The 24121-nt window shown below is 44.4% G+C and carries 19 protein-coding genes and 1 tRNA gene; 6 read left to right on the forward strand and 14 right to left on the reverse strand.

Annotated elements, in window-relative coordinates; translation table 11 throughout:
• Positions 1–2: 2 nt before the first annotated feature.
• The 5 genes from CLV51_RS21970 to CLV51_RS21990 form a co-directional block, all read right to left on the reverse strand.
• Entirely contained in the window at positions 3–2303 is a 2301-nt protein-coding gene (locus CLV51_RS21970) for a hypothetical protein (protein ID WP_106530245.1), read from the reverse strand.
• A 110-nt stretch (positions 2304–2413) separates the two neighbouring features.
• Positions 2414–3109 (reverse strand): alpha/beta fold hydrolase, encoded by a 696-nt coding sequence (locus CLV51_RS21975; protein ID WP_106530246.1) that lies wholly within the window; start codon positions 3107–3109, stop codon positions 2414–2416.
• 49 nt (positions 3110–3158) lie between these two features.
• Positions 3159–3767, reverse strand: coding sequence for a Crp/Fnr family transcriptional regulator (locus tag CLV51_RS21980; RefSeq protein WP_106530247.1), 609 nt, complete (start codon positions 3765–3767; stop codon positions 3159–3161).
• A 270-nt stretch (positions 3768–4037) separates the two neighbouring features.
• Positions 4038–4493, reverse strand: a complete 456-nt coding sequence (locus tag CLV51_RS21985) for a PA2169 family four-helix-bundle protein (RefSeq protein WP_106530248.1) — start codon at positions 4491–4493, stop codon at positions 4038–4040.
• Between the two features lie 89 nt (positions 4494–4582).
• A complete protein-coding gene (locus tag CLV51_RS21990; RefSeq protein ID WP_106530249.1) occupies positions 4583–5350 on the reverse strand; it encodes an MBL fold metallo-hydrolase in 768 nt (255 codons plus the stop codon).
• A 111-nt stretch (positions 5351–5461) separates the two neighbouring features.
• On the opposite strand from CLV51_RS21990, the gene lgt reads away from it, so the two are divergent.
• Entirely contained in the window at positions 5462–6292 is an 831-nt protein-coding gene (lgt, locus tag CLV51_RS21995) for a prolipoprotein diacylglyceryl transferase (RefSeq protein ID WP_106530250.1), read from the forward strand.
• Positions 6270–7208: a CobW family GTP-binding protein gene (locus CLV51_RS22000; RefSeq protein ID WP_106530251.1), complete on the forward strand. Its 939-nt coding sequence runs from the start codon at positions 6270–6272 to the stop codon at positions 7206–7208. The genes lgt and CLV51_RS22000 overlap by 23 nt, the downstream gene beginning before the upstream one ends.
• A 93-nt stretch (positions 7209–7301) precedes the next feature.
• Here the strand turns inward: CLV51_RS22000 and CLV51_RS22005 are convergent, their stop codons facing one another.
• The 5 genes from CLV51_RS22005 to CLV51_RS22025 form a co-directional block, all read right to left on the reverse strand.
• The gene (locus tag CLV51_RS22005) at positions 7302–8198 is read right to left on the reverse strand and encodes a metallophosphoesterase (RefSeq protein ID WP_106530252.1); all 897 of its coding nucleotides are present in this window, start codon (positions 8196–8198) and stop codon (positions 7302–7304) included.
• An 8-nt stretch (positions 8199–8206) separates the two neighbouring features.
• Positions 8207–10003: a RagB/SusD family nutrient uptake outer membrane protein gene (locus CLV51_RS22010; RefSeq protein ID WP_106530253.1), complete on the reverse strand. Its 1797-nt coding sequence runs from the start codon at positions 10001–10003 to the stop codon at positions 8207–8209.
• Positions 10004–10029: 26 nt separating this feature from the next.
• Positions 10030–13491, reverse strand: a complete 3462-nt coding sequence (locus tag CLV51_RS22015) for a SusC/RagA family TonB-linked outer membrane protein (protein WP_245898884.1) — start codon at positions 13489–13491, stop codon at positions 10030–10032.
• A gap of 256 nt (positions 13492–13747) precedes the next feature.
• Entirely contained in the window at positions 13748–14815 is a 1068-nt protein-coding gene (locus CLV51_RS22020; protein WP_106530254.1) for a FecR family protein, read from the reverse strand.
• A gap of 134 nt (positions 14816–14949) precedes the next feature.
• Positions 14950–15543, reverse strand: coding sequence for a sigma-70 family RNA polymerase sigma factor (locus CLV51_RS22025; protein WP_106530255.1), 594 nt, complete (start codon positions 15541–15543; stop codon positions 14950–14952).
• A gap of 202 nt (positions 15544–15745) precedes the next feature.
• Here CLV51_RS22025 and xseA point away from each other — a divergent pair, with 202 nt between their 5' ends.
• Together xseA and xseB are read left to right on the forward strand one after the other, a co-directional pair.
• Complete coding sequence (xseA, locus tag CLV51_RS22030; protein WP_106530256.1) at positions 15746–17185, forward strand: exodeoxyribonuclease VII large subunit; 1440 nt, start codon at positions 15746–15748, stop codon at positions 17183–17185.
• Complete coding sequence (xseB, locus tag CLV51_RS22035) at positions 17163–17375, forward strand: exodeoxyribonuclease VII small subunit (protein ID WP_106530257.1); 213 nt, start codon at positions 17163–17165, stop codon at positions 17373–17375. Before xseA ends, xseB begins: the two co-directional genes overlap by 23 nt.
• 78 nt (positions 17376–17453) lie before the next feature.
• Here xseB and CLV51_RS22040 read toward each other — a convergent pair whose 3' ends face one another.
• Together CLV51_RS22040 and CLV51_RS29215 are read right to left on the reverse strand one after the other, a co-directional pair.
• On the reverse strand, positions 17454–19673 hold the full coding sequence (locus CLV51_RS22040; RefSeq protein ID WP_106530258.1) for a hypothetical protein: 2220 nt from the start codon (positions 19671–19673) through the stop codon (positions 17454–17456).
• Between the two features lie 81 nt (positions 19674–19754).
• Positions 19755–19875, reverse strand: a tRNA-OTHER gene (locus tag CLV51_RS29215).
• A 239-nt stretch (positions 19876–20114) separates the two neighbouring features.
• On the opposite strand from CLV51_RS29215, the gene CLV51_RS22045 reads away from it, so the two are divergent.
• On the forward strand, positions 20115–21125 hold the full coding sequence (locus CLV51_RS22045; protein ID WP_106530259.1) for a helix-turn-helix transcriptional regulator: 1011 nt from the start codon (positions 20115–20117) through the stop codon (positions 21123–21125).
• A gap of 35 nt (positions 21126–21160) precedes the next feature.
• The gene (locus CLV51_RS22050; RefSeq protein ID WP_106530260.1) at positions 21161–21724 is read left to right on the forward strand and encodes an HPP family protein; all 564 of its coding nucleotides are present in this window, start codon (positions 21161–21163) and stop codon (positions 21722–21724) included.
• 9 nt (positions 21725–21733) lie between these two features.
• Here CLV51_RS22050 and CLV51_RS22055 read toward each other — a convergent pair whose 3' ends face one another.
• Both CLV51_RS22055 and CLV51_RS22060 read right to left on the reverse strand, forming a co-directional pair.
• Positions 21734–23170 carry a c-type cytochrome domain-containing protein gene (locus CLV51_RS22055; RefSeq protein WP_106530261.1) on the reverse strand — a complete coding sequence of 479 codons (1437 nt, stop codon included), beginning with the start codon at positions 23168–23170 and terminating at the stop codon, positions 21734–21736.
• On the reverse strand, positions 23167–24099 hold the full coding sequence (locus CLV51_RS22060) for a sugar phosphate isomerase/epimerase family protein (protein ID WP_106530262.1): 933 nt from the start codon (positions 24097–24099) through the stop codon (positions 23167–23169). Before CLV51_RS22060 ends, CLV51_RS22055 begins: the two co-directional genes overlap by 4 nt.
• Between the last annotated feature and the right edge of the window lie 22 nt (positions 24100–24121).

The following is a 24121-nucleotide window of genomic DNA, read 5'->3' on the forward strand; positions in this document are numbered from 1 at the left end:
TATTACCGGCCCATTTGTGCCAGCACAGTATCAATCATCTTATTACCAGCCAGCCGCAGGTTGATGCGGTTGATGGTGGTATCTGACATAAACCAGTTCATGGTGTAAGAAGGCTCTTTGTCTGGAAACCTTACCCTTAAAGGGTCTTGCTGCCATTCCAAACTATCTTTATACAGTGGTATTTGTGTATATGATGCTTTCCGGTGATAATAATTATTGATATCATACAGGAAGTGTTGTAACCGTATATCGTTGACGGTAGTTTGCATATCATACGCGCCAATAATGGTGAGTACCGGTGCAAATAAATCGTTTTTTATAGGTGCTACTGATTTAAAATTGTTTTTGTCGGGTATCACCGGGCTGTTTGTAATATGCAGCACTTTAAAATTTAATTTACTGATTTGTTTATAGAGGGTACTGTTAGCGCCGTTTTCCCGCAGATCATCATCAGCAATATTGGTGATGCCCCGGATGATTTCCTGAATTACACCGGCTCCGGAATTATCAAAGTAGCCGCCATCTACAAAGTATTGGTCCTTTATTCTGCCTGCCGGGCTTAAATAGGGGAACCTTGCTCCCAGAATGGCACCGGCAGTAATGGTGATGTCTGAATCGTGGCGTAACAGGCTCAATACATCCACACGGTTATTAAAGATGTTGGAATCCAGTCGCAGATTGCTTACAACACCGGGGTTGCCATCCTGCATACGTGTAGTGTTGATGCAGAGGATAGGCATTGTTGTCAGGTTGCCTTTCATAGCCGGAAAGGCGGATAAGGCATTGTCAAAAGGAACGGTGTAGAGTGAATCGCCGGCTACGCCTGTACTTTTTTCAAAAGATTCTTCCAGTGCGGCTGCTCTGTCGGACTGGCTGCTGATCCGCAGGATATATTGAAAAAAGTCGGGTCCCAGCATCCTGGCAAAAGTATAGCTGAAATAATCCTGCTTGAGGTACGTCATAGCAGATTTTGTATATTTTGGAGCTGTCTGTTGCTGATCTCTCAGTAAAGCAAAAAAGGTAGCTACGCCTACACCGCCACCGGAGGTACCGGATAAACAAAAAATATGTTTTGAAAATCTGTCTTCTTTATGAGAGATGATAGAAGCGTCTTCTATTTTTCCCAGCACGGCAGCTGTCCAGTAAGCGGAGCGCGATGCGCCACCATTGGCCATTACAAAATACATATCGTAGGTGCTGTCTGACGATACATTCCGGGTATTCAGCCATGCCTGTAAATAGGTACGCAACGATGGGCGCTGACTATAATTATTTTCATGGCCCGGAGCCGCTAAGGTGCGCACATTATGTACTTCTTTTAATCCAAAAATTAATGCCAGTACAATAAGAATAAAGTGGAAACTCAGGCGGAAACGAACAGAGAAAGCCGTCACCACGTTGCCGAATAATAGTAACATGCCGGAGGCCAGCAAGAGATAAGGGAAGGGGCCCATTTGCCGGGCAAACCGGAGGTTGTTGATGGCTACCACATAAAAAATGAGTGCGGCAAGTCCAATAAATAACAGCCAGCAGAAATATCCTTTTTCTTTCAGGGGTATGCAAAAATAATTCATTACAGGATCCAGCCAGCTGTGCTCCGGTGGTCCCTGACGGGCACGTTTATCCATTTCAAACCGGCGCAGATGAATATACAGCAGAAACACCACGTGCATCAGCAGGAGTAATCCCAGCAAAGTAAGTATATGCGTATGCGTTACCAGGTTACTGATAATGGTTAATGCCAGCCAAATAAACAGCAGGATATAAAAAAGTGTTCTGAAAAAAGGATGTTTTGCCATCTTCGTCAGATAGCCATTGAGGAACAACAGTCCGATGCTGGCAACTCCCAATATGATCCAGGCTGCCATAATGGGGATAGGATGACTTAATGCTGGTGATTGCAGCAATGCCAGTTCCAGCAATAAAAAGCAGGTGTTCCCTATGATGCGTGGAAACTCATCCAGGAAAGGCTGACTGATTTCAAATAAACGATTTCGCTCATTATAGGCCTTGGTAGCTTCTTCGGGGGATATGTGGGCACCTGCCTCCAGGTTGCTGATCTGCTTTGATTTTTTGGTGTAGGAAATAATGCGGGAGGAATACCAGCTTACATATACCCAGAAGCCAATGGCCAGGAAGAAAATGATACGTATGCCATACCGGTTTTCCGTGAAGGCAATGATCACATCTTTCCCCTGATTGAGGGTCCAGCTAATAAAGAAAATAAGCAGCAAAAACAGGATGCCGGGAAAGAACAGCCATATGGCCCTCAGCAGATGAGAGATAAATCTTAAGGCACGCATTGTTATTCAGGGTTGTAATTAAATGTACGAAAATAATTACGAATTGCGAATTACGATTTTACGCGAAGATCATCCGCTATAAACCGTAATTCGCAATTCGTAATTCGTAATTATTTGATGAATATTTCCAACAGCGCATTAAATTCCACAGGTCTTTCCATCATGGGGGCATGTCCACATTGTGGAATCATCTTTAATGTTGACTGGGGCAGATAACGTTTAAAATCATGTGCTACTTCCGGAGGTGTAATTTTATCGTCTGTTCCCCATATCAGCAGTACCGGGAGCTGTATATCCGGTAACAGGTGTGCCACATAATTACGCTGGGCCGATTTGGCCATCCTGATAATACCAAAACATTTGCGGTTATCGGTGGTAATGTGGAATACTTCATCTACCAGCGCATCGGTAGCAGTGGCAGGATCATAAAAAGTGTAGGCCACACGCTCACGGATATACGCATAATTGCCACGTTTCGGGTAGCTGCCCATACTGGTGTTTTCGTATAACCCCGAACTGCCGGTAAGTACTAATTTAGCCACCTTTTCGGGATGCCGGTGCGTATACAGGATAGCTACATGTCCGCCCAGTGAGTTACCGATAAGGATTACCTGCTCCAGTTGTTCCGCTATAATATATGTTTCGAGGAAATCTACCAGGTATTCGAGGTTGTCGCATTTATGCTGATCATAGATAGGCAACGGGGGAATACGGATATCATAGTGTGGTCCGAAGTGTGCCACTACGCCTTCCCAGTTACTTAAACCACCAAAAAGGCCATGCAATAGAATAAGGCTTTGCTTCATATCTTTTTTGATACAAAACTACCAGATGGGAAATTGAGCGGCTGTGATCTCAATCACAAAAGTTACGGGTCTGATCCAGCAGGTATAATCGCGCTCTGCTTAAGGCTTCGCGGCTGGTGTACAGGTACCGGGCAATATTGGTGAGTGATATTTTTTGTATGATAGCAGGGCGGCGTTCCATCAAAAATCTATAGCGTTGCAGCGGGCTTTTTAAAGACAGGATATACTGGTGTTCGGATTGTTGTTCCATAAGTTCCTGGTACAGCTGCAGGTTTACATGCAGGAGGTTCAGGTGAAGGTCGTATAGTGGCTGCATTTTTTTGATATTGATCCTTAATATCACGGCATCTTCTACGGCAGTAATGCTCACCGCAGAAGGTGCTTTTTTATTATAGCTTTCGCAATTGGCCAGGAAGTCGTCAATAAAACTAAATTTTACAATTTTCTCGTTACATTCTTCATCCAGGATAGAAAATTTAAACATACCGGATATCACAAAAGCGGAGTACCGGGCTACTTTGCCGTAACGTAAAAAGGAATCACCTTTTTTGATATGTTTGATCGTGGCAATGTTATCCAGTAGCTGCCATTCAGCCAGCGTTACAACAGGATATTTTTTCATCAGGCGCTGATAGTGCGGCGCTAGTTCATGTATCATAAGCTGCAGTTTGCAGCTGTAAGATAAGTAAGAAAGGGAATATTTGTCTTACTCAGGATTAGACTGATTATGCTGATTACCCTGATTTTCTTTTTTTGATTATAAAAAGGTTGGCGAAGATCAAAGCGAATAATACCCGCTCCGATCTTTGCTAATCTTTTTATAATCAAAAAAAGAAAATCAGGGTAATCAGCATAATCAGTCTAATCCTGGGTAAGACAATTCCGGGTAAGACAATTGTTGTACAATCTCCCCATTATGGGCATAAAATTAGGCTGCTTTATTACGGAGTGCCTTCACTTTATCATGTGCCTTTTTCAGTTTTTTTTGTTGGGTTGTCAGTAATTCGCGGATGTAGGCAGGTATATGTTCGTGGTCCAATGCGGAGCTATAGGCTCTTTGCATGGCATCTTCACTGGCTTCGCAGTTGGTGAGTATAGTGCGACGGTCAAATCCGGAGAAAACGGCTTTAATATCTGTCCAGGCGCGGTATATTTTGCCCGCGGCGGTGCTTTTTGTTTCCATTTTGCCGCCTGTGGCCTGTACTTCTGTGCCAAGGGCATTTCTGATCTTATGACTTTCACTGATCATATCCGCGAAAAGGGTCTTCAGGTCATTTTCTTCGGTTTCCTGCATGGCGTGCTCGTAGCCGGCTATACGGTCGTTGTTGATAGCAATCAGGTCATTCAGGATTTCATTGGTGGCTGCTGGAGTGATCGTTTCCATGGTCAAAATTTTTAGGTGTATGGGATAGGCGCCATAAAACATGCCAACTAATGTTGCTTTTTTCAACTGTTACTATAAAATGAATGGTATCAGGCCATGATGTTGAATACGGCCGTTTCTTCAAAGCGGGAGGCTACAATGATCCTGGTGCCATTGGCATGCTGATCAAATAATTCCTGCACCAGCGCAGGGCTGTTATTGTCTTTAGATAGATGAGATAAGAGGAGATGACTCATAAAAGCGGGCCGGTAGGTAGTGAAGATTTCGAGTGCCTGTTTGTTGGACAGGTGTCCTTGCCCGCCACGGATACGGTTCTTCAGGTAGTAAGGGTATCTGCCCTTGTCCAGCATTTCCTCGTCATAATTAGCTTCCAGGAAGGCTGCGTGGCATTGCTGAAAATGACGGATCACATGTTCACAGGGGGCACCGATATCTGTAAATACGCCAATTTTTATTTCGTTGCCGGCTACTATAAAACTATGTGGTTCCGAGGCATCGTGGATTTTTGGAAAGGCTGTTACGGACAACGAACCTATTTGTACCGGCTCATATGGTGTGAACGATATGACCTGTTGGGCATTTATTGTAAGCCCGCCATGGGCGAGCGTGTCAGGGGTAATGTATACAGGCAGCTGGTATTTTTTAGCGAGCACTGTAACTCCTCTGATATGATCAATATGTTCGTGCGAAATGAAGATCGCTTTCACCTTACTCATTGTCAGCCCCAGGCGGCTCATCCGCTTTTCCGTTTCCCTGCAGGAGATACCCGCATCCACCAGTACGGCTTCATTGTCATTACCAATGTAATAACAGTTACCGTTGCTCCCCGAATTCAATGACGTAATAAATAGTGACATGCTGCCAAAGGTAGAATTTCATTCTGAGATTTAATTATTTGGTTCTTTATAAATGCAACATTGTTGCATATTGTTTTTTGAGTTATGTTTGCATTTAATTGAGTTGCGCAGATGATGATGTATTTACAATGGGACGTAGCGCCCGAAATTTTCCGGATCGGTGGCTTCGCCCTGCGGTATTATAGTGTAGCCTTTATGCTGGCATTTTCATCAGCCTATGGCGTACTGTTTTATGTATTTAAAGGAGAGGGCAGGCCCAAAGAAATGCTGGACAGGCTACTGATCTATATTATGCCGGGTACCCTGGTGGGCGCCCGTTTGGGGCATTGTTTCTTTTATGATTTCGCTTATTATAAATATCATTTATGGGAGATGTTCCTGCCCTTTACGATGGAGCATCATCACTTTGAGTTTACGGGCTACCAGGGCCTTGCCAGTCATGGTGGCGCCGCAGGTATTTTGCTGGCAGCCGCTTTGTTTTGCCGCAGGTACCAGGTGCCGTTTATCTGGCTGCTGGACCGGCTTTCGATAGTTGTGCCACTGGCCGGATTTTTTATACGCACCGGGAACTTTTTTAACTCCGAAATCATCGGGATACCTGCCAAACTGCCATTGGCCGTGGTGTTTACCCGGATAGATCTTATTCCGCGTCATCCGGCTCAGTTGTATGAAGCGGCATGTTATGTCATCATCTTCGCGGTATTATTGTACGGTTATAAAAAAGGAATAGCCTTTACCAAACCGGGTTATCTGTTTGGGTGGCTGCTGATACTGGTATTCAGCGCACGTTTTATGATTGAATTTATGAAGGAAAACCAGGTGGCCTTTGAAAACGGTCATCCCCTGAATATGGGGCAGCTGTTGAGTTTGCCGCTGATAGCTTTGGGTATGTATTATATAACTTATTATAAAAGGAAATATGGAAATAAAACATCCCATTAACGTATATATCATTACCGGTTTTTTGGGTGCAGGTAAAACAACAGCCCTGAATGCCCTGCTGGCACAGTTCTCCGGCTCAAAAAATGTGGTGGTCGAAAATGAGTTTGGTAAGGTGAATATAGATGCTACCCTGATTGCTGAAAAGATAGATCACCTGTACGAGCTCACCAGTGGCTGTATTTGCTGCTCGCTGGATAATGAGCTGCTGGAAGTATTAGGAGGTATCCTTGGCATGGCTAATCGTCCTGATAACCTCTTTATTGAAACCACAGGTATTGCAGATGTGGGCAACATCATCGGAATGTTTCATCTGCCGGATGTTAAAAACCACTATGAGCTGATCCGGACTATTTGTATAGTAGATGCGGAAAACGTGGAGGAGCGCCTGGAGCAGGTGCCGGAAACGGGTAAACAAATTTCCTGTGCAGATGTGATCATCATCAATAAAATAAAATCCCTCACTACACCGGCGCTTATCAATTTATATCATCAGCTGGAACAGGCCAACCCATTGGCTTTTATCACGATTTCGGAAAACGGGGAAGTAGCGGTTAAAGACTTACAGCTGTCGGAAAAGCCCCTGCGCCAACAGGCACCGCCGGCACCGGTTAAACATCTCCATAAAATAAATACAGTATTATTTGAATCTCCGGAAGCCTTTGATCTTAACTACCTGGTGTATGTACTGGATTTTCATTTTAACGTATATCCGCACCAGTTATATCGCATAAAAGGATATGTAAGGGCAAAGGACAGTGAAGAAAAGATGCTGGTGCAGTCTACCGGAAAATATCTCAGCATTGTACCTGCGGGCAGTTGGGGCGACATGCCGCCTTCTTCTGTACTCGTATTTATAGGTAAGGAGCTGAAAACTGCTACTATCAAACGTATATTGGAACCGGCACTGAAAAAATAATTGTGTGACGGATATAAAAAATTGCCCTGGTTCCAATAATTTTTCTTTGGAGCAATCTGTAAAAAAAAACAGCAGCGTTTTGCTGCTGTTTTTTTAATAAGTATGTGGTATGTATTCATTTTCTACCTCTCCATTTTCATATAGTTTAAGGATAGCATAACCGGGAGGTGTTTCGAGATAATACCCGGTACCGGCAGAATCCTTATCTCCTTTTCCCCACCAGAACCCGCTCATGGCGCCATTGCAGCAATAGCGGATACCATTGTAAACAGCATTATCCGAAAGATGATTGTGGCCGCTTAAACAAACTTTTACTTTGTCGCGATGCTTATAAAATAAGCTTTTCAGCCGCTGATGATCTTTATGTCCACCACCTACCAGTATGGGTGTAACGCCTAATATGGGGTAGTGGGACATTACGAGGGTAGGTGTGCCCGGCGCCAGTTGCTGCAGGTCCTGCTCCAGCCACTGATACTGTTCTTCATCCAGTGACACATCTTTGTTGTTGCCATCAAGAATGATAAAATGCCAGCCATTTTTGGTAACGCTATAATACCGGTGCGGTATTTTTAATCGTTTTACCACATAGTCTTTGCCATACATATTATCTTCCTGTGAAGGTGCTTTCCACCAGATATCGTGGTTGCCGATACAACTGTAAATGTTGTAAGATTTTAAAGACGCAATGCAGTCGTCCCAGATACTCCAGAGCTGTGTTACCCTTTCTCTTTTTACATCATCGTAGGAAGCATCAAAAATAGCGTCACCGCCATTAAGGAAAAAATCCACGTTCTTTTTTTTGATCTCTTCCAGGCATTTTTTAAAACGTTCCGGTGCATTTTCATCTTGCCGTATATGCACATCCGTTATATGCGCTACCGTTAGCACCGGCTTGCGTTTGTTACTGGTAGCTGCTTTAATAGCGGCCGGACCCAATAGGGTGCCGGCTGCCATTAATCCTGTGTGTTTGAGAATATCTCTCCTGTTCATACAATTATTTATTGCCAGTCAAAAATTTGCTTGAGATTTGGATTCAACACTACCTGCGTGTAAGGAATCGGACGATAATAAAATTTAGGTTCGATGAACTGGCGTTTAGTCGTTTCCGTTACCATGGTGCCACCCGCAGTACCATTCTTCAGGTATACAGTTACATTCTCTCCATAATTACCTGCTTTGTAATACAGCAAGGTTACACCCAGGGAGTTTTTCACTTTCTGGTCTTCTGTTGGAATATCCTGGTCTTTGTCGATGAGAATAATATCTTCTATGCCATCGCCGGTAAGATCATATTTACCAAGCCCGGGGAAATACATTCCTTCCGGTGTTTTCTCCAGCAGCTTGCCTGCATGCCATCTCATCAGGTCATCATACCGGTATCCTTCCATCGCAAATTCAACCCTTCTTTCCCGACGTATTTCCAGTATAACGCCTTTCATAGCACCTATTACATCAGGGTATTTTGCGGCCTGTACAAGATCAGGGTTTGTATTGCTGATAGTCAGGTTCATGGCTGGCATACCGGCGCGTGTACGCAACAGGTTCACTGATTGATCCAGATCTGTTTGCGTGAGGGTACCCAGTTCTGCTTTAGCCTCAGCAAAGGTAAGCAAGGCTTCTGCATAGCGGTAAACAGGGAAGTCCACACTACCGGCAATGATATTATCAGTAGTATTGGTATACCCTTTCAGCTGGTGATAACCAGTGAAGTTTTTACTTAAACGCTGAATGTATGGTTTGGTATCACTTGCCCTGGTAAAGCCTGGTCCTGCCATTGTTTGCTGCATGCGGGGATCTCTGAGATTAAATTCCTGTACAAACTGCATTTTATCATAACCGGGAATGTCTGTAAAACGGCTTCCATCACGCATCAGGTAAGTTTGTATCAGATCCCGTGAAGGTGATTGCTCGTAATCGCCAAATACGGTACCATTGTTATTACCACTACCACTTTTATTGGCATCATATGGATTTGCTAATATGACCTCTTTATTTGGCAGCAGGTCCTGGCTATTAAACAAAGTAGCATAGTCCTGATTCGGTTTCCCTGTGTTATAGATACTGAAATTACCGGAAGAAATAATATCCTGTGTTACTGCTCTTGCCGTATCGAGGAAACGGCTGGCAGTGCTTTGTAAATTCAGTTCTGGATGGTATTTGCGGAAGGTGCCTTCGTAGAGGGCAAACCTGGCGTATAACATCTTTACGGCCCAAACGCCTGGTGTACCGGAAGGTACAGTGGTTCTTACGTGTGTAGCCGCAAATAAGAGATCAGCCATGATGCTATCTACTACCATAGCGCGGGAGTCGCGGCCTTTATACAGTGCAGAATCGCCGGGATTGAGTGTGTGTCCATACCAGGGCACATCAGAAAAAAGGCTGATCTTACCAAAGTAAAAGCTGGCGCGATAATAACGTGCCAGGCCCGCGTAGTGATCTTTTACATCCTGCGTGGCGGTGGCTTTATTATAATTATCTAAAAAATAATTGATGTTGCGCAAACGTCCCCAATCCCAGCCACTGTTAACATTTTGAGAGCTGGGAGATCCGATCATGATATTTTTTATTTCGAGTGCAGCGGTGGAAGCCATGTTATCGCTGCTCTGGTCGCCCAAATATGCGTATGTTCCCGGTAAACTGAGAAGTCCGTTGACATATAGCGTCAGGTCTTCTTCCGATTTAAAAAAGAGCGCAGGAGAGATCGCATCCTGCGGATAACGGTCCAGGAAGCCTTTTTTACAGGAGGCACTGAGTATCAGTACCCCGATGATGATATATATGGAAAATTTCTTCATGTTGCAATGTTTAAAAGATCCGGGAATTACAGGTCAAGATTCAATCCTACAGCATATTTCCGTTGGTAAGGATATGCCCATCCATAACCATCGATAATAGACTCCGGGTCCACATATTTTTTGATAGCAGAAAACTCAAAAATATTTTCACCACTAACGTATATGCGTAAACGATTGATATGATAACGTTTGGTGAGTGATGCCGGTAAGGTATATCCGAGGGTCAGATTTTTTATACGCAGGTAAGCGGCATTCAGCAGGTATTTGGATTGCGGAATATCGAGCCCTTGTCCGGTGTTATTATCTGCCAGCCAGGATTGTAATACCGGGTATTGTGAATTGGTATTGGCGTCAGCGAGTCCTGCTTTAATGTAAGATTCACTATGTTGTGCACGTGTAGCGGCATTATCTGCTGTACCTCTGTAAAAATCAAGGTTCCATGGATATATGTTGGCATAAGGCTGCTGATATGGTCCCCAGAAAAGATAGTGATGCGGGTAATAATCCATTTTTGCAATTCCCTGCATGAAGACAGACAGGTCAAAGCCATTCCAGTTCATATCGAGGTTAAACCCAAAGCGGTAATGCGGGCTGGTATTACCTATTACACGCATGTCTTTAGGATCTTTTACAGAAGCGCCTTGTTCAATTTTACCATTACCGTCCAGGTCTTTGTACTTAGGCCATCCCTCTACTATTGGAAGAGCGCCCCATGGAATAATGGCAGATTCATCGAGTTTATTAATTTCATCTTTACTCTTGAAATAACCATCATTTGTTAATCCCCATAATTCGCCGATGGTTTGTCCTTCCCTATAGTTACCGAATAATTGCTGGTCATTTTTGAAGCGGGTGATTTTTGTTTTATCATCTGACAAAATGAACTTAACACCAAAGTTCAACGGTTTGGCAGCTACAGTAAAATCATTGCGGTAGCCTACACTCAGCTCCCAGCCGCGTGTAGAGAGATCGGCTGAATTTTGTTGTGGTGCAGAGGTACCCAGTACTGCCGGCAACTCGGCGCCCTGTGTAAGCATACCTTTGGTATTGCGCACATAGTAATCAAAAGTAGCCTGGAATTTATTTTGCAGGAAGCCCATATCTGTACCTACGTTGGCAGTAGTTACTTTTTCCCAGGTATAGCTACGTGGGTCTACGTTCAGTTTAGGGGCATTGCTGATAATGGTTTGTTTGGCATTGCCATCTATCAGATAGCCAGATGCACCAGTTGGGAGCGTTTGCAGGTAGCCAAAGTAATCCACATTCTGATTACCCAGACTGCCATAAGAACCCCTGAATTTGAGGGTGGAAATAATAGAAGACAGTGGCTTCAGGAAATTTTCCTCGCTGGCGATCCAGGCAGCTGAAACAGAAGGGAACATGCCCCAGCGGTTACTGGACGGGAAACGGGAAGATCCGTCGTACCTGCCATTGGCTTCCAGTATGTAACGATCCTTGAAAGTATAGTTAATCCTTCCAAAGAAACTCCTGATGGCATAGGAATAATATTGTGAGCCAACAGCAGCATCTCCGCTGGTAAGTGTAATATAGGGCAGGGAAGAGGATATCAGTTTTTGTTTGCTGGCGTCAATCCGTTGCCATTCATAGCTTTCCTGGTTATAGCCTGCCAGTAAAGTGATGGTATGATTTTTTGTAAGTGCTTTATGATAGTTTGCAAACAGATCAATAACATCGTGGTTAATAGTTCCGTTATTTTCCGTTACCGAGCCACTGCCGCCTTCCTGGCGAACATCATTGGGACCATAGCCAATGTTATATTTTTTCTGATCGGTATGATATTTCCACAACTCTCTTTTAAAGCTGGCATCACCGGTTACCTGCAAATCGTTGTTCAGGAAAGAAGCTACGCCTCTTACTACATCCTGGAAGCCGAAGCGGATACCTGTATTACGTCCGCCATCTACCAGCTGAGCAGCCAGTCTGCCAGCTCCTGTATTAGCCCAGGTGCCGTCCGGATTCACTGCTACCTGTGTAGGTTGCAAATAATACACATTGGTGATATTATTGGCAGGGGCATCAGTTTTAGTCTGATAAATACTCAGGTTATTATCTACCTGCAACCAGCTGATTGGTTTTAAGTTGATTTTAGCACGCAGGCCATAACGTCCCCAATCATCTTTAGCCAGTCTGTTTAACCCGTTTTCTTTGGTATAATCAGCAGATAATAAATATCCGATGGGCGATTTTTTGGCTGTCTCCGCAGTACCGCTGAGTGTCAGGCCATGGTATTGGGAGAAATTATTTTTACTGAAGAAATAATTATTCCAGTTATTGCTACCCATATATGCCCATTTGGTAGGGTCGGTAGGATCTATGCGGGTATCAGGCAGGGAAGGATCTTCAGATCGTTGTTTCGCCCATTTAAAATATTCATCGGAATAATTTACATAGTTCCAGGGTGTATTGTTGGTAGCCGTTTCGAGTACACGGGAGTAGATATAGGGGTCCGTAACCGGCTCCGGGAGTACAGTTGGACGGGACATTGCAAAGTAATTGCTATAGCTCAGTGTTTGTTTACCACCAGGGGAACCCTGTTTGGTGGTAATCAGGATTACACCGTAGGAAGCGCGTGCGCCATAAATAGCAGCGGAAGCAGCATCCCGTAGAATAGAAATAGAAGCAATGTCTGAAGGATTCAGACGCATCATATCATCTGTAACGGAGGATATACCATCAATGATGATCAGCGGTGCCGCATTGGGAGCATTGATAGAGGCAAAACCACGTATATTGATGGTAGGTGTCTGGCCGGGTCTTCCACCTGGATAACTGATATTCAGTCCCGGGCTGAGTCCCTGTAAACCTTGCATTACATTGGATATAGGCCTTGCTGCCAGCTGTTTGCCGGAGATCTGGTCTATGGCGCCGGTAACATTTATTTTCTTTTGGGTACCATAACCTACCACAATTACTTCTTCCATAGAATTTTTGGAAGGCTCCATTGTTACGGTTAATGATTCTCTGCCATTCAGCGATACTTCCTGCTGATCAAAACCAATATAAGTAAAGATCATTACTGCATTTTCAGGCACCTTCAGTTCAAAGGTTCCTTTTGCGCCGGTGGTAGTGCCGATGCTGGTATTCTTTAACCGAATACTCACACCCGGCAATGCTTCGCCGGTAGTATTTGTTACAAGGCCCTTTACCAGGATATCCTTGCTAACTACTTCGGCAGGCGCAATCACAATAAGCTTATCAGACATCCTCCTGAAATGAAGAGAGGTGTGGTCCAATATTTTATTCAGTACCATATCGATGCTCCAGTCCTTTGCATCCAGGGATACTTTATGATTTAAAGGAAGATTATCATCATTGTAAACAAACCGGTAATGGCTGTTCTTCTCCAACAAGGACAATGCCTTCTCCAGCTGTACCTGCGACAGCTTTACGGTGATGGTGGATTGAGAATGCACGGTAGCGCTCACATGTAAGCAGGCAACCGTGACGAGCAGCATAGAAAGCTTCATAAAAATTAACAGTTTATACAACTTCCGTGTAGGCGGAAGCCAATTGTCCACTGTGTTTTTTTTCATACATTTGTTTTGTTGGTTAATTAATTGTTGATGGAACGTATACCCAATACAAAACTGTTAACCGATATTACACGGGGAATGGTACGAACATTTCCCGTTTTTTTTCGGCTTCAGTTATCGGTGCGAGATTAAAAAAGTTGCTGATTGTTTATGCCATAAAGTGGTTTTTTTCGTTGTTCAATTGTATTATCTACTCAATCCATATTTTGCCGGCAGCGTCTTTGGTCCACTTAAATGAAAGGGTGGTTTCCAGCGCATCCAGTATCTGTTCCAGGCTTTCTGTTTCAAAAACACCGGTAAAATATAATTGCTTTTTACTATCATTTTCAAAGCCTATTTCCACACCATACCATTGGTCCAGCAAGGCAGCCACTTTTTCCAGTTCCAGGTGTTTAAAGGCCAGTTTATTTTGTACCCATGCTGTTTCCGTAATGATGCTATCCTGTACAGGCGTAAGTTTACTCCTGTATACCGGCATTACCTGCTGAGGGGAAGCAGTAGTGGTGGTACTGTTATTTAATGTTGGCGGATGTACGGGAACGGTAAGCTTTTCATTAGGTCGTAATGCTACTACCTGTTGTCCGGCTTCATCCAGCATCACTTCTACGGAGCCCTGTACCAGTGAAGCCACTGCACTATCTTCCCCGGGATAAGCCCTTACATTAAAAGAGGTGCCCAATACCCGGATATGAAATGCGCTGGTATGCACTTTAAAAGGCCGGCTGGCATCTGCTGTTACTATAAAAAATGCTTCTCCTTCCAGTGTTACTTCTCTAGGCGTATTTTTCGCAAACTGTTTTGGATAATCCAGTTTACTGCCTGCATTGAGCCATACCCTTGAACCATCCGGTAGCAGCAACTGTGAACGCGTCCCCCTGGCTGTTACCAGTTGTGCCAGTTCCTTTGGGGCATTGCTTTTTTTTGAGAGGAACCAATGTCCTCCAACAAACAGGATGGTGAGTATACTGGCAGCAATGCCGGTATAAAGCAGCCATAAAGGCCGTTTGGCAGGTAATGCTGTGTCATCAGCAGTTGATATGACTTCCTGCATGCGCAGCTGATGCTTTTCCAGCAGTAGCTGTGCCTGTTGTGTATTATATTGTTTGCCCACGGGCACCCAGTTCCGGGCAAAGACTTCCCGGATATAAGAGGCATCCGGGTATTGCTGCAGTAATTGCTGCAATACAGTAGCTTCTTCTTCCGTAAGTACTCCGGCCATTTCGCGGGCAAGGAGGGCGTAAAGTTTTTCCTGATCCATAGCTTCAGTTAAAGGACAAATAGGGAGGGCTTCAATTAAGGTGAAAAATAATGATGATGTACCATTGTTTGTCCTTCCAACTATAAGAAGGACAAATAAACATCCGATAATTCCCTAAAGAAAGTAAAAAATAATTATGAATCCTGGTGGAGATAGGTTTGGGCCAGTTCATCAGATAAATCAAAGCGGATCGCCTGGGAGATTTTTTTAACGGCAATCGTCAGCTGTGCATCCACTGTTTTAGTGGAAATTTCCAGCAGCTGGGATACTTCCCGATAGCTGAGCCGGTCTTGTTTAATGAGGCGGAATATCAGCTGGCAGCGGGCGGGCAGGCTACGAACAGCACGTTCAATTTTTTGTGCTACTTCAGCAGATACCATTCCGTTTTCTGCTTCGGGGGCAATGGCCAGCATTTCAGTATCCAGCGTGTCCAGGCTATGATGCCGGTGCCGCTTTTGTTGCTGCAATGTGTTCAGGGAAAGGTTTTTTGTACTCACATACAGGTATACCACCGGATTATTTACATGCGATAACTGGTTACGCTTTTGCCAGAATACCATAAAAACATCCGACACAATTTCTTCTGCCAGGTGATACGAGGAAACAATGGATGCAGAAAAATGGATAAGCCGGGAACACAGCGTTATGTACAATTCATTGTACGCCTGAATACTGTTCTCATAGCAGACCCTTTCAAAAAGTGTTTTTATCTGCTCATTCTCTCTCATGGCGCAAAAGTATATAAATCAGGATAAGTCTGTTATTAACTGTATGTTACGATTTTGGCTATTGCGTGTTCTTCTTCATTGTTCAATACTGTGGCAAGATATGGAATTTTCTATTTCGTGCAACTTTTCCCGGATGTATTACTATGCTAAGCGGCTGAAGATCATCTAATCCGTGTTTTGTTTATCTTTACGTACACAGCCAATGAATGCACTTCCTTCCATAAAGCTTTCCGTCCTCACGGGTAAAATTCAGCAAGCGCTCTCCGATGTGTTTGCGGAACAAACCTGGTGGGTAGTGGCGGATGTAACCAATTACTCTTTCTACGCTCAAAAGGGCTATCACTATTTTGACCTGGTAGAAAAAGATCCCAATGCAGGTGGTATTGTAGCCAAAGTATCTGCAGTGGCCTGGGGAAACGGGGCTATACGTATTAAAGAATTTGAAATAGTTACCGGTCAGCAGTTTAAAAATGATATTCATGTACTGATTAAAGTATCGGTAGCCTATCACCAGGTGCATGGTTTACAAATTACGCTGCTGGATATTGACACCAACTTTACGGTGGGGCAGCTGGAACAACAGAAGCAGCAAACGCTGATCCGGCTCACCACGGAGTGTGCAGACTTTATCCGCAAGGTGGGCGACCGCTACATTACGCGGAATAATCAGTTGCCTTTGCGGTCAGTTATTCAAAAAATTGCAGTGGTTACTTCCGGTAATTCCGCAGGTTACCAGGACTTCCGGCATACACTGGATCATAACCATTTCGGCTATACGTTTTTTATAGATAACTATTTTACCGTAGTGCAGGGCGAAACCAAGGCGGAGCTGGTACAACAACGGCTGATAGATATTTATAATAGCGGCATCCCTTATGATGCGGTGGTTATCATCCGTGGTGGCGGCGCGCAAACAGACTTCCTCATTTTCGACACCTTTATACTGGGCAGGGCAGTGGCTAAATTTCCGATTCCAGTCATCACCGGCATCGGACACCAGAAAAATGAAACCATCACGGACCTGATGGCACATAGTGCCACTAAAACCCCTACCAAAGCAGCGGAACTTATTATTGCACATAACAGAACGTTTGAAGAATCAGTGATCAGCATGCAGCAAACCATCCTGATCCGGTCGCAGCAGCTGTTTTCGGCACATTTTCAGGCATTGTCTTCCCTTAATGCAGGTATCATTAATCAAACAAGAACGATTTTAGCAACACATAAAGAAGAGCTGCACACCTATAACAGTATCGTGCTGCATACTTCAAAGTCCATTCTGCTGCATCATCACCGGGAGCTGATCACCATATCCAATGCAGTGCTGGCAAGGCCCAGGATCATGGTGGCCAATAAGCTTAATGACCTGGATAATATAGTAGCCAACTTCCGTTCCTTCAGCAGGATGTACATACAGAGCAAACGGGCGCAGGTGGCGCATTACGATTCTTTATTTAAACTGATGAGTCCAGCCAACATCCTGAAACGGGGCTTTGCCATCATTTACCAGGATGGGCATATCATCAGCAACGCACAATCCCTCCAGCCCGGCAGCCACATTAAAGTGGTGTTGCAGGATGCAGAGCTGGAGGCTACCATTACAACAAAAAATAATACACATGAGCCAGGAACTAACATATGAAGCTGCCTACAGCGAATTACAACTCATAGCGGAAGAAATAGAAAATGAAGCTGTTTCCGTAGACCTGTTGGCAGAAAAAGTAAAACGTGCTTCTATGCTGATTGAATTTTGTCAGCAGAAACTGCGTGCTACAGAGGCAGAAGTGAATAATATTATTAAGCAGATGGAGGTGAATAAAGGAGAGAAGTAACAACATTTTCATAAAAACAGTTTAGCAGCGCAGGCAATCGCTCGCCTGGCTGCTATCCCGGATATGGAGGTTAACAAATTAGTCAGTTAATAGCTGTGTTACAGCGGCAGTGTTCAGCGCCCATTGCATCGTATATACTTCATCGGCCTGCAGGTTATCTACGATCTCCAGTTGCTGGGCGGTTGCTTTGGCATAGAGCAGCTCACCAATGCTTAACTTGCTGTCCAGTTTTTTCAGGATGGACGTCACATTTTTAAGATCCAGTTGTTGTATGATCTGACCATCGAAGGCCATTTCCAGCCAGATGATTTCACGGGTGGCCACTTCCAGTACACCGAATACAAGCCCTTTGGCCAGTCCGCGGGTAATACGCACCATGTGCTGTACACAGGAAGGGTCGTAGGTTACACCGGTTTTCTCGGATACTTTCATCGGGTGTTTACTGTCCATCCATCCCAGCACGAGGTTAGGCGTGATGGCGCCTTCTGAATAGGCATTGCAGGTAAAAGTAACGTAACGTGCACCTGCCGCAGCCAGTGCTGGTATGTCTATGTGGATGTATTCCGCTGTACCGATCATGTTTGGAATTGAGCGAATATCACCACTATGCAGGCACCCTGTTGTTTGCAAACGACTGAAAGAGCAGATATCTGTTTTGCTATCATAGGCAATGTAGCAACTCAGGTCCATGTCCAGGTGTTGTTCCGGTAAACCTTTACCCCATTCCATGAACAGGCATATTTTATCGCCTTTTATTGCATAACGGGTACCTATCAACGCAGCTGGCAGATCCTGGATTTGTTCACTACGATCGCCAATAGGGAGCGGTATTTTATACAGCGCAGGTGCTATGTAAATTGTTTTGGCAGTTGTTTTAACGGCAGCAAAACGTTTTTTCATGGCAAGGATACACAGGTCAGTGACCGCTTGCTGCATGTCCTGCAATTGCTGATCGTCGTACATCGCCAGCAGCTTATTGCCCGGTACTGTTTTGCCAACACCTCCCAATGGTTTTACCGCACGGGTAGTTGTCTTATCAAAATAATAAGTAGCATACATCTGCAGGGTTAATAACAGTCGTGCCGGAACTTTATCTACTATTTCCGCAAAAGCTGCTGTAACGGGAGCAGCTCCGAACCATAATATGTTGGCAAACAGAGAACGTGCAAACAAGCCAGGGCGCTGCTTCAGGAGTTCCATAGTGCTATTGATATCATATCGTAAACGAAAATGATTTACATGTCCCTGCCATACGGTATAGTCCTGCTGATAAAATTTATCCATCAGGGTACGCAGTTGTGAAAACCCTTTACGCTGGCTGAATTCAGGCAGGCGCAGGGCGCGGATAAAACGTACCCACATGTTGCGTTTAGGATGCATGATTTCACACATCGAGGTAGTATCCATAGGCAGGCTATGCAGCCAGGAAGCGACCATCAGTCCGTCTTTACGGCTGTATTTTAATTTCAGCGCAGCCGCATGTTGTACTTTGGTTTTCGCTGCTATGCCTATATGCTGATTATTTTTCGCCTGACGTTTAAGAATTGTTTTAGGTTCAATGATTTGCAGGAAGCCGGTATGTTTGTACCAGAGGTAACGGAGTATATCCGTTGGCGTAGTAAACAGCGTTGCTGCCTGTTGTGCCTCATCTTTGCTGATCAAAGTATCTATCACCGTCATCAACGTTTCTTTCATGCCGATTTTTACGGCAGGCAGCGGAAGAGCTGTCAGCAATGCTTTCAGGCTATCAATTTGTGTGGCGTCGAGCGCTGTTTTAGATACCAGTAAATCATTCAGACAGGTAGTTGCGTCTCCAGCGGTCCATAGTTCCAGTACACGTATTTCGCTGCCTTGTTTAAAGTTTTCTATTTCTCCGGCAACAAAAGGTGTACCGCAGAAAGGGCAACCATTGTACCTTTCCAGCGGAAAAGTGTTGGGAGGAATGATATGTCCGCAGGGCAGGGTAGTACCTGCTCCTCCGAAGATATTGGTAAAGTAGGTAATGATATGATCGGCGATGTTTTCATTGGTAGGGATCAACCAGTTTTTAACCAATGGCGTCCAGTTTTTATTTACGCCCATTACTTCCCGGAAAGTTTCCAGTATAGTGGCCTGATAGGCAGGTGAGGTATGTTGCAGGGCAAACAACAATGGTTCGGATATACCAAATCCCAGTTTAGCGAGATTGGCCACCAGTAATGCGGTAGTAGGGGTAACGTATTGTTTATCGGTATTGAGAAGTGCGTCTGGAATAAAGATAGCCTGTTGGCGTAATCCTATCTGTAAAAAAGTGTTCATAATAGTTGTTATTAATAATCAGATAATGATGTTGCTGTTTTACCAAAAAAAAGAAGTAAGCAACAATTGACCTCGATTTTGTAAAGCAGGTTGGAGTCGAACCAACATCACCAGTACCTGGGATGATTGAAATAAGTTTTAATTGACCTTCAGGTAATTTTTAAAACTATCTACTGGTGTTTTACCATTAAACTACTGCTTTTCCATCGGGCGATAATTGTGAATGTTTCTTAGCTGAGTGGAGTAACATTTACTTGACCGCTTCCGATGACACAAAGATGCCAATGCAAGTGCGCAGTGGACTTGCGCATTTAAAATAAATTTAAAAATTTATTTTAAACAGATGATTATCAATATCTTATTAAGAATTTTATTTTTTAAAAGATAAAAATGCGCAGATATATTGCGTAGTGTTTTATTTTTATTGCAGAAAAGCACGCTATGTCTATTAATAAATTCGCTCTGATCAGATATAAAACCATCGATGATTGTTTGCGCAACCGCTACCGGAAGTGGACACTGGAAGATCTCATTGAAAAAGTAGCCGATGTAATATATGAGTACGAAGGCATTGCCTCCGGCGTGAGTAAACGGACTATACAGGCAGACATACAACTGATGCGCAGCGACAAACTCGGTTATAATGCCCCCATCATTGTGAAAGACCGTAAATACTATGCTTACAGCGATCCGGCATATAGTATCACCAACGCGCCCATCAATGAAGGGGATGTAGATAAGATGAAAGAAATTGTAGCGGTATTGAAACAATTTAACGGCTTCAGTTACTTCGATGAAATGAGCGATATGATTGCCCGGCTGGAAAATAACCTGTATAAATCTACCGACGAAAACCGCAACTGTATTCAGTTTGAGAATAATCACCAACTACAGGGACTGGGACATATTAATCCACTCTACCAGGCTACCAGGCATAAAAAAGCATTGCTGATTGAATATAAATCTTTCAAAGCCAGCAAAGCGCAGGAACATATTTGTTATCCTTACCTGCTAAAGGAATACCGCAACCGCTGGTTCCTGATCGCCCGTATAAAAAATGCGCCGCATCTCATTACCATGGCGCTCGACAGGATCATCGGCTTCCAGGAATTACGCAAAGAAAAGTTTGTTGATTACGAAGGCATCAACTTCGATCAGTATTTTGATAACCTCATCGGTGTTACTAAATCCGAAAAAGAGATAGCGCATAAAGTGGTGCTGCAAATAGATAAAAAACATGCCCCTTACGTAATCACCAAGCCCCTGCATCATTCACAGGAGGTATTAAAAGAAGATGGGGCAGGTACTATCATCTGCATTGAGGTGATCCTTAATTACGAACTGGAACGGGAAATACTGGGTTTCGGTGAACATATTAGGGTATTATCTCCCAAATCATTGGCTACCCGCATTGGGCAACGATTAGAGCAAGCAGCACTGGGTTATAGATAATCTTTAGTACCTTTGCGGACCTTGCAAAAAAGAAAATGAGACATAGGATAAAACGTAGTATCCGTGTGGCGCGTTATGTGATGTATCGGGAAACACTGATAGATAAGAAAAATATTTACTGGTCATTTATAGGCGCTTTCCTGGGAATTGCCAGTGTGGGAATGTTGAGCCACTTTTACCTGGCTGTAAAAGATAATCTTTTCCTGATCGGATCATTTGGAGCTTCGGCAGTACTGATCTATGGCCATACACAAAGCCCTTTGGCGCAACCCCGTAATCTTGTTGGCGGCCACATTTTAAGCGCTATCGTAGGTGTTACCATCCGCTACCTCATTCCATGGCCCGAATGGCAATGGCTGGCTTGCGCTGTAGCAGTCGCATTATCTTTGGTGGTGATGCAGATCACCAAAACGGTACATCCTCCCGGCGGCGCTACTGCCTTACTGGCTATTGCAGGTTCTCCTGCTATCAGCAAACTGGGCTACTGGTATGTATTGTCGCCCGTGGCCAGCGGAGTGGCCATATTATTACTGATAGCAGTGGTGGTCAATAATATGACGGACATCCGCCAGTATCCCGACAAGGGCAAGTGGTGGTAACGTTAACGCCTACACACTTATTTTCTTATAGATGATGGTATCAGATGGCAGTTGTTGCAGATAACCACCGGTATCTATCCGCAGCTTAGGCATACTTTGCTGCAGTTGCTGAATAGTAGCAGGTTTTACGCCCGCCTGATACAGGTACACCTGTTGTAATTTTTTATTTTTCCGGAGAGATAATACCCCGGCATCAGCTGTAGCAGTACCGGTTAGGTTCAGATAACGTAATTCAGTACAGGCCCCCAGCTGATCAAGATGATCACCCTTCACCACCGTATTTTTTATTTCCAGCCGTGTGAGCTTTGAAAACTTTGCTATCACCGGTATAGCAGCATCTGTTACATGCGTTCCGGATATATCCAGCCATATCAACTGTTCTTTCAATGGTAATAATAAAGCCATATCTGCATCTTTAAAATCAATAGCGTTTATACAATTAACCGCGAGGTAATTACTTCCGGCCGCTACCGGCAATACTTTCACGCCTTTTGCGGCCAGGGCAGCAATGCTGTTACCGCTGGCTTTGGATACCATATTTTCCGGTACAAATTCATTTTTATCCAGCGCAGGAGGGGGCTGCATACCCGCCAGCACGGCTAGTATGCGCGGTGTTTTGGTCAGTTCCTTCACCGTTTTGCCAACCGGCGCGCCCTGTGCTATCCACCAGTACAGCAGCTCCAGTTCCTGTGGAGCCACCTGTGGCTTGCCTTTTGGCGGCATACGATGCTCATCTTCTTCCGGTAATATTAAACGTTTAAACAATTCACTTTCTTCCGGCAAACCGTTTTTTAACACGGGACCATGCTCACCACCTTTGCGGATGAGTGCCACAGACTCCAGCCGCAGCCCGCCTTTCAGCTTCTGCTCATTATGACAGCCATAACAACGCGCTGTTAATACCGGACGTACCAGGTCTTCATATAATTTAGCATCACCAATATCCGTGTAGGCGGCTACGTTAGTAGCGGTGTTGCTCATTCCGGTAAGTTTGCGCAAACCAGCCGGCATAGCCTGGGTGAGGTAATCATCGCCATGGGTAAGGGTACCGCCATAATGCCCTGCCGCACTCAATAGTAATATCATGAGCAATGCCACCGGCACCTGCAGCCTGGAAAAGCGGTTATTGGTTTTTTCCAGGATGTACAACACTATACTAATAACGGCTACGCCTATACCGAGTAATTTATGTGTTTGCAATAAGTGTTCGTCGTATCCGCCATCGAGCGACAGCAGATAACCGGTGATACAACTGATCACAGCAGATAATGCAGCAGCCAGCAATACCAGTGGTAGCGCGGATTTCAGGTGTGCCCACTTTTGACGTTGTGCCAGCATGGCCAGCACAAAAGCAATAATTAAGATACCGATAGGCAGATGTACCAGCAAAGGATGTGATCTGCCAATGAACATGCTCCAGCTGCCGGAGCTCAATAATAATTTCATTTCTTGCTATAACGTTGTTTAAGCTGGTTCATCATATACACATTAATATCCCACTGATCAGCCACCGGTTGACGGGTATAAGGTAATGTAGGAAGGTAATCTGCCGGACCAAATTCAGTAAGTATTGTCAGCGGTTTACCGGCGGCCTGGTGGCGTTGCACAACAATATCCCACCAGCCAAAATGTGCTTTCACAGCGTTTTCCCACTCGGGGGCACGGGGATCATTTACCTGCGGGCCTTCCTGGTGACCGATACGTGCATGTATATGTGAGGCGCGGTCCAGCGCTTTGGCTACGGTTTCCGCCTGATCATGCAACAGTGTTTCGTGTACATTGCACCAGTGGGATATGTCCAGCGTAAGCCGCAGATCAGGTTTTGCAGCAATAAATTGTCGCGCTACATGGGCCGCAAACAACATGCGGGAACGATGCGTTTCATGATATACCGGAACACCCGATTGTTTTGATATCCGCAAGGTCATATCTATCAATGCACAGTTCTGTTCAAACGTAAAATAATCTCTTCCGGAATGACAGTTGATATATAAGGGCTTTTGCTTGTTGGCTGCAGTAGCAGCTTTCAGCATTGTTTCAAATTGCGTGGCATGTTTCGTATAGTCGCTATCGTAGCCGGCACATAAATAACCCACCTGCAACTGATGTTTATTGAGTGCAGCAAATAATTCCTGCTGTGCATTGCTGTCTGTAGGCCACCATATTTCGATGCCATCATAACCTGCTTTTTTGGCGGCATCGCAGAATGCATCTATACTACCATTATAGCCCCAGTTGGTGGCCAGTATTATCAGCCGGAACCCTTCTCCGGCAGCGGTATTGGCTAATGCGTTGAAAGCCGGCAATGTAGAAAGGCAAAGGGCAGATCCTAACACTGTTGATTGTTTAATGAAATTTCTTCTATTATTATCCATAGAAACATTTTTGATGCTGACA

Origin of the sequence: Chitinophaga niastensis, assembly GCF_003014755.1 — a bacterium.
GTDB classification, from domain to species: Bacteria; Bacteroidota; Bacteroidia; order Chitinophagales; family Chitinophagaceae; genus Chitinophaga; species Chitinophaga niastensis.

What these genes read in the sequence shown, in the direction of transcription:
- CLV51_RS22015 (WP_245898884.1), bottom strand. Translation starts at nt 13,491, where the DNA reads ATGAAGCTTTCTATGCTGCTCGTCACGGTTGCCTGCTTACATGTGAGC.
- CLV51_RS22055 (WP_106530261.1), bottom strand. Translation starts at nt 23,170, where the DNA reads ATGAAATTATTATTGAGCTCCGGCAGCTGGAGCATGTTCATTGGCAGA.
- CLV51_RS21980 (WP_106530247.1), bottom strand. Translation starts at nt 3,767, where the DNA reads ATGATACATGAACTAGCGCCGCACTATCAGCGCCTGATGAAAAAATAT.
- CLV51_RS22040 (WP_106530258.1), bottom strand. Translation starts at nt 19,673, where the DNA reads ATGAACACTTTTTTACAGATAGGATTACGCCAACAGGCTATCTTTATT.
- CLV51_RS21970 (WP_106530245.1), bottom strand. Translation starts at nt 2,303, where the DNA reads ATGCGTGCCTTAAGATTTATCTCTCATCTGCTGAGGGCCATATGGCTG.
- CLV51_RS21975 (WP_106530246.1), bottom strand. Translation starts at nt 3,109, where the DNA reads ATGAAGCAAAGCCTTATTCTATTGCATGGCCTTTTTGGTGGTTTAAGT.
- CLV51_RS21990 (WP_106530249.1), bottom strand. Translation starts at nt 5,350, where the DNA reads ATGTCACTATTTATTACGTCATTGAATTCGGGGAGCAACGGTAACTGT.
- CLV51_RS22050 (WP_106530260.1), top strand. Translation starts at nt 21,161, where the DNA reads ATGAGACATAGGATAAAACGTAGTATCCGTGTGGCGCGTTATGTGATG.
- CLV51_RS22005 (WP_106530252.1), bottom strand. Translation starts at nt 8,198, where the DNA reads ATGAACAGGAGAGATATTCTCAAACACACAGGATTAATGGCAGCCGGC.
- CLV51_RS22010 (WP_106530253.1), bottom strand. Translation starts at nt 10,003, where the DNA reads ATGAAGAAATTTTCCATATATATCATCATCGGGGTACTGATACTCAGT.
- xseB (WP_106530257.1), top strand. Translation starts at nt 17,163, where the DNA reads ATGAGCCAGGAACTAACATATGAAGCTGCCTACAGCGAATTACAACTC.
- CLV51_RS22020 (WP_106530254.1), bottom strand. Translation starts at nt 14,815, where the DNA reads ATGGATCAGGAAAAACTTTACGCCCTCCTTGCCCGCGAAATGGCCGGA.
- xseA (WP_106530256.1), top strand. Translation starts at nt 15,746, where the DNA reads ATGAATGCACTTCCTTCCATAAAGCTTTCCGTCCTCACGGGTAAAATT.
- CLV51_RS22060 (WP_106530262.1), bottom strand. Translation starts at nt 24,099, where the DNA reads ATGGATAATAATAGAAGAAATTTCATTAAACAATCAACAGTGTTAGGA.
- CLV51_RS22045 (WP_106530259.1), top strand. Translation starts at nt 20,115, where the DNA reads ATGTCTATTAATAAATTCGCTCTGATCAGATATAAAACCATCGATGAT.
- CLV51_RS22025 (WP_106530255.1), bottom strand. Translation starts at nt 15,543, where the DNA reads ATGAGAGAGAATGAGCAGATAAAAACACTTTTTGAAAGGGTCTGCTAT.
- lgt (WP_106530250.1), top strand. Translation starts at nt 5,462, where the DNA reads ATGATGATGTATTTACAATGGGACGTAGCGCCCGAAATTTTCCGGATC.
- CLV51_RS21985 (WP_106530248.1), bottom strand. Translation starts at nt 4,493, where the DNA reads ATGGAAACGATCACTCCAGCAGCCACCAATGAAATCCTGAATGACCTG.
- CLV51_RS22000 (WP_106530251.1), top strand. Translation starts at nt 6,270, where the DNA reads ATGGAAATAAAACATCCCATTAACGTATATATCATTACCGGTTTTTTG.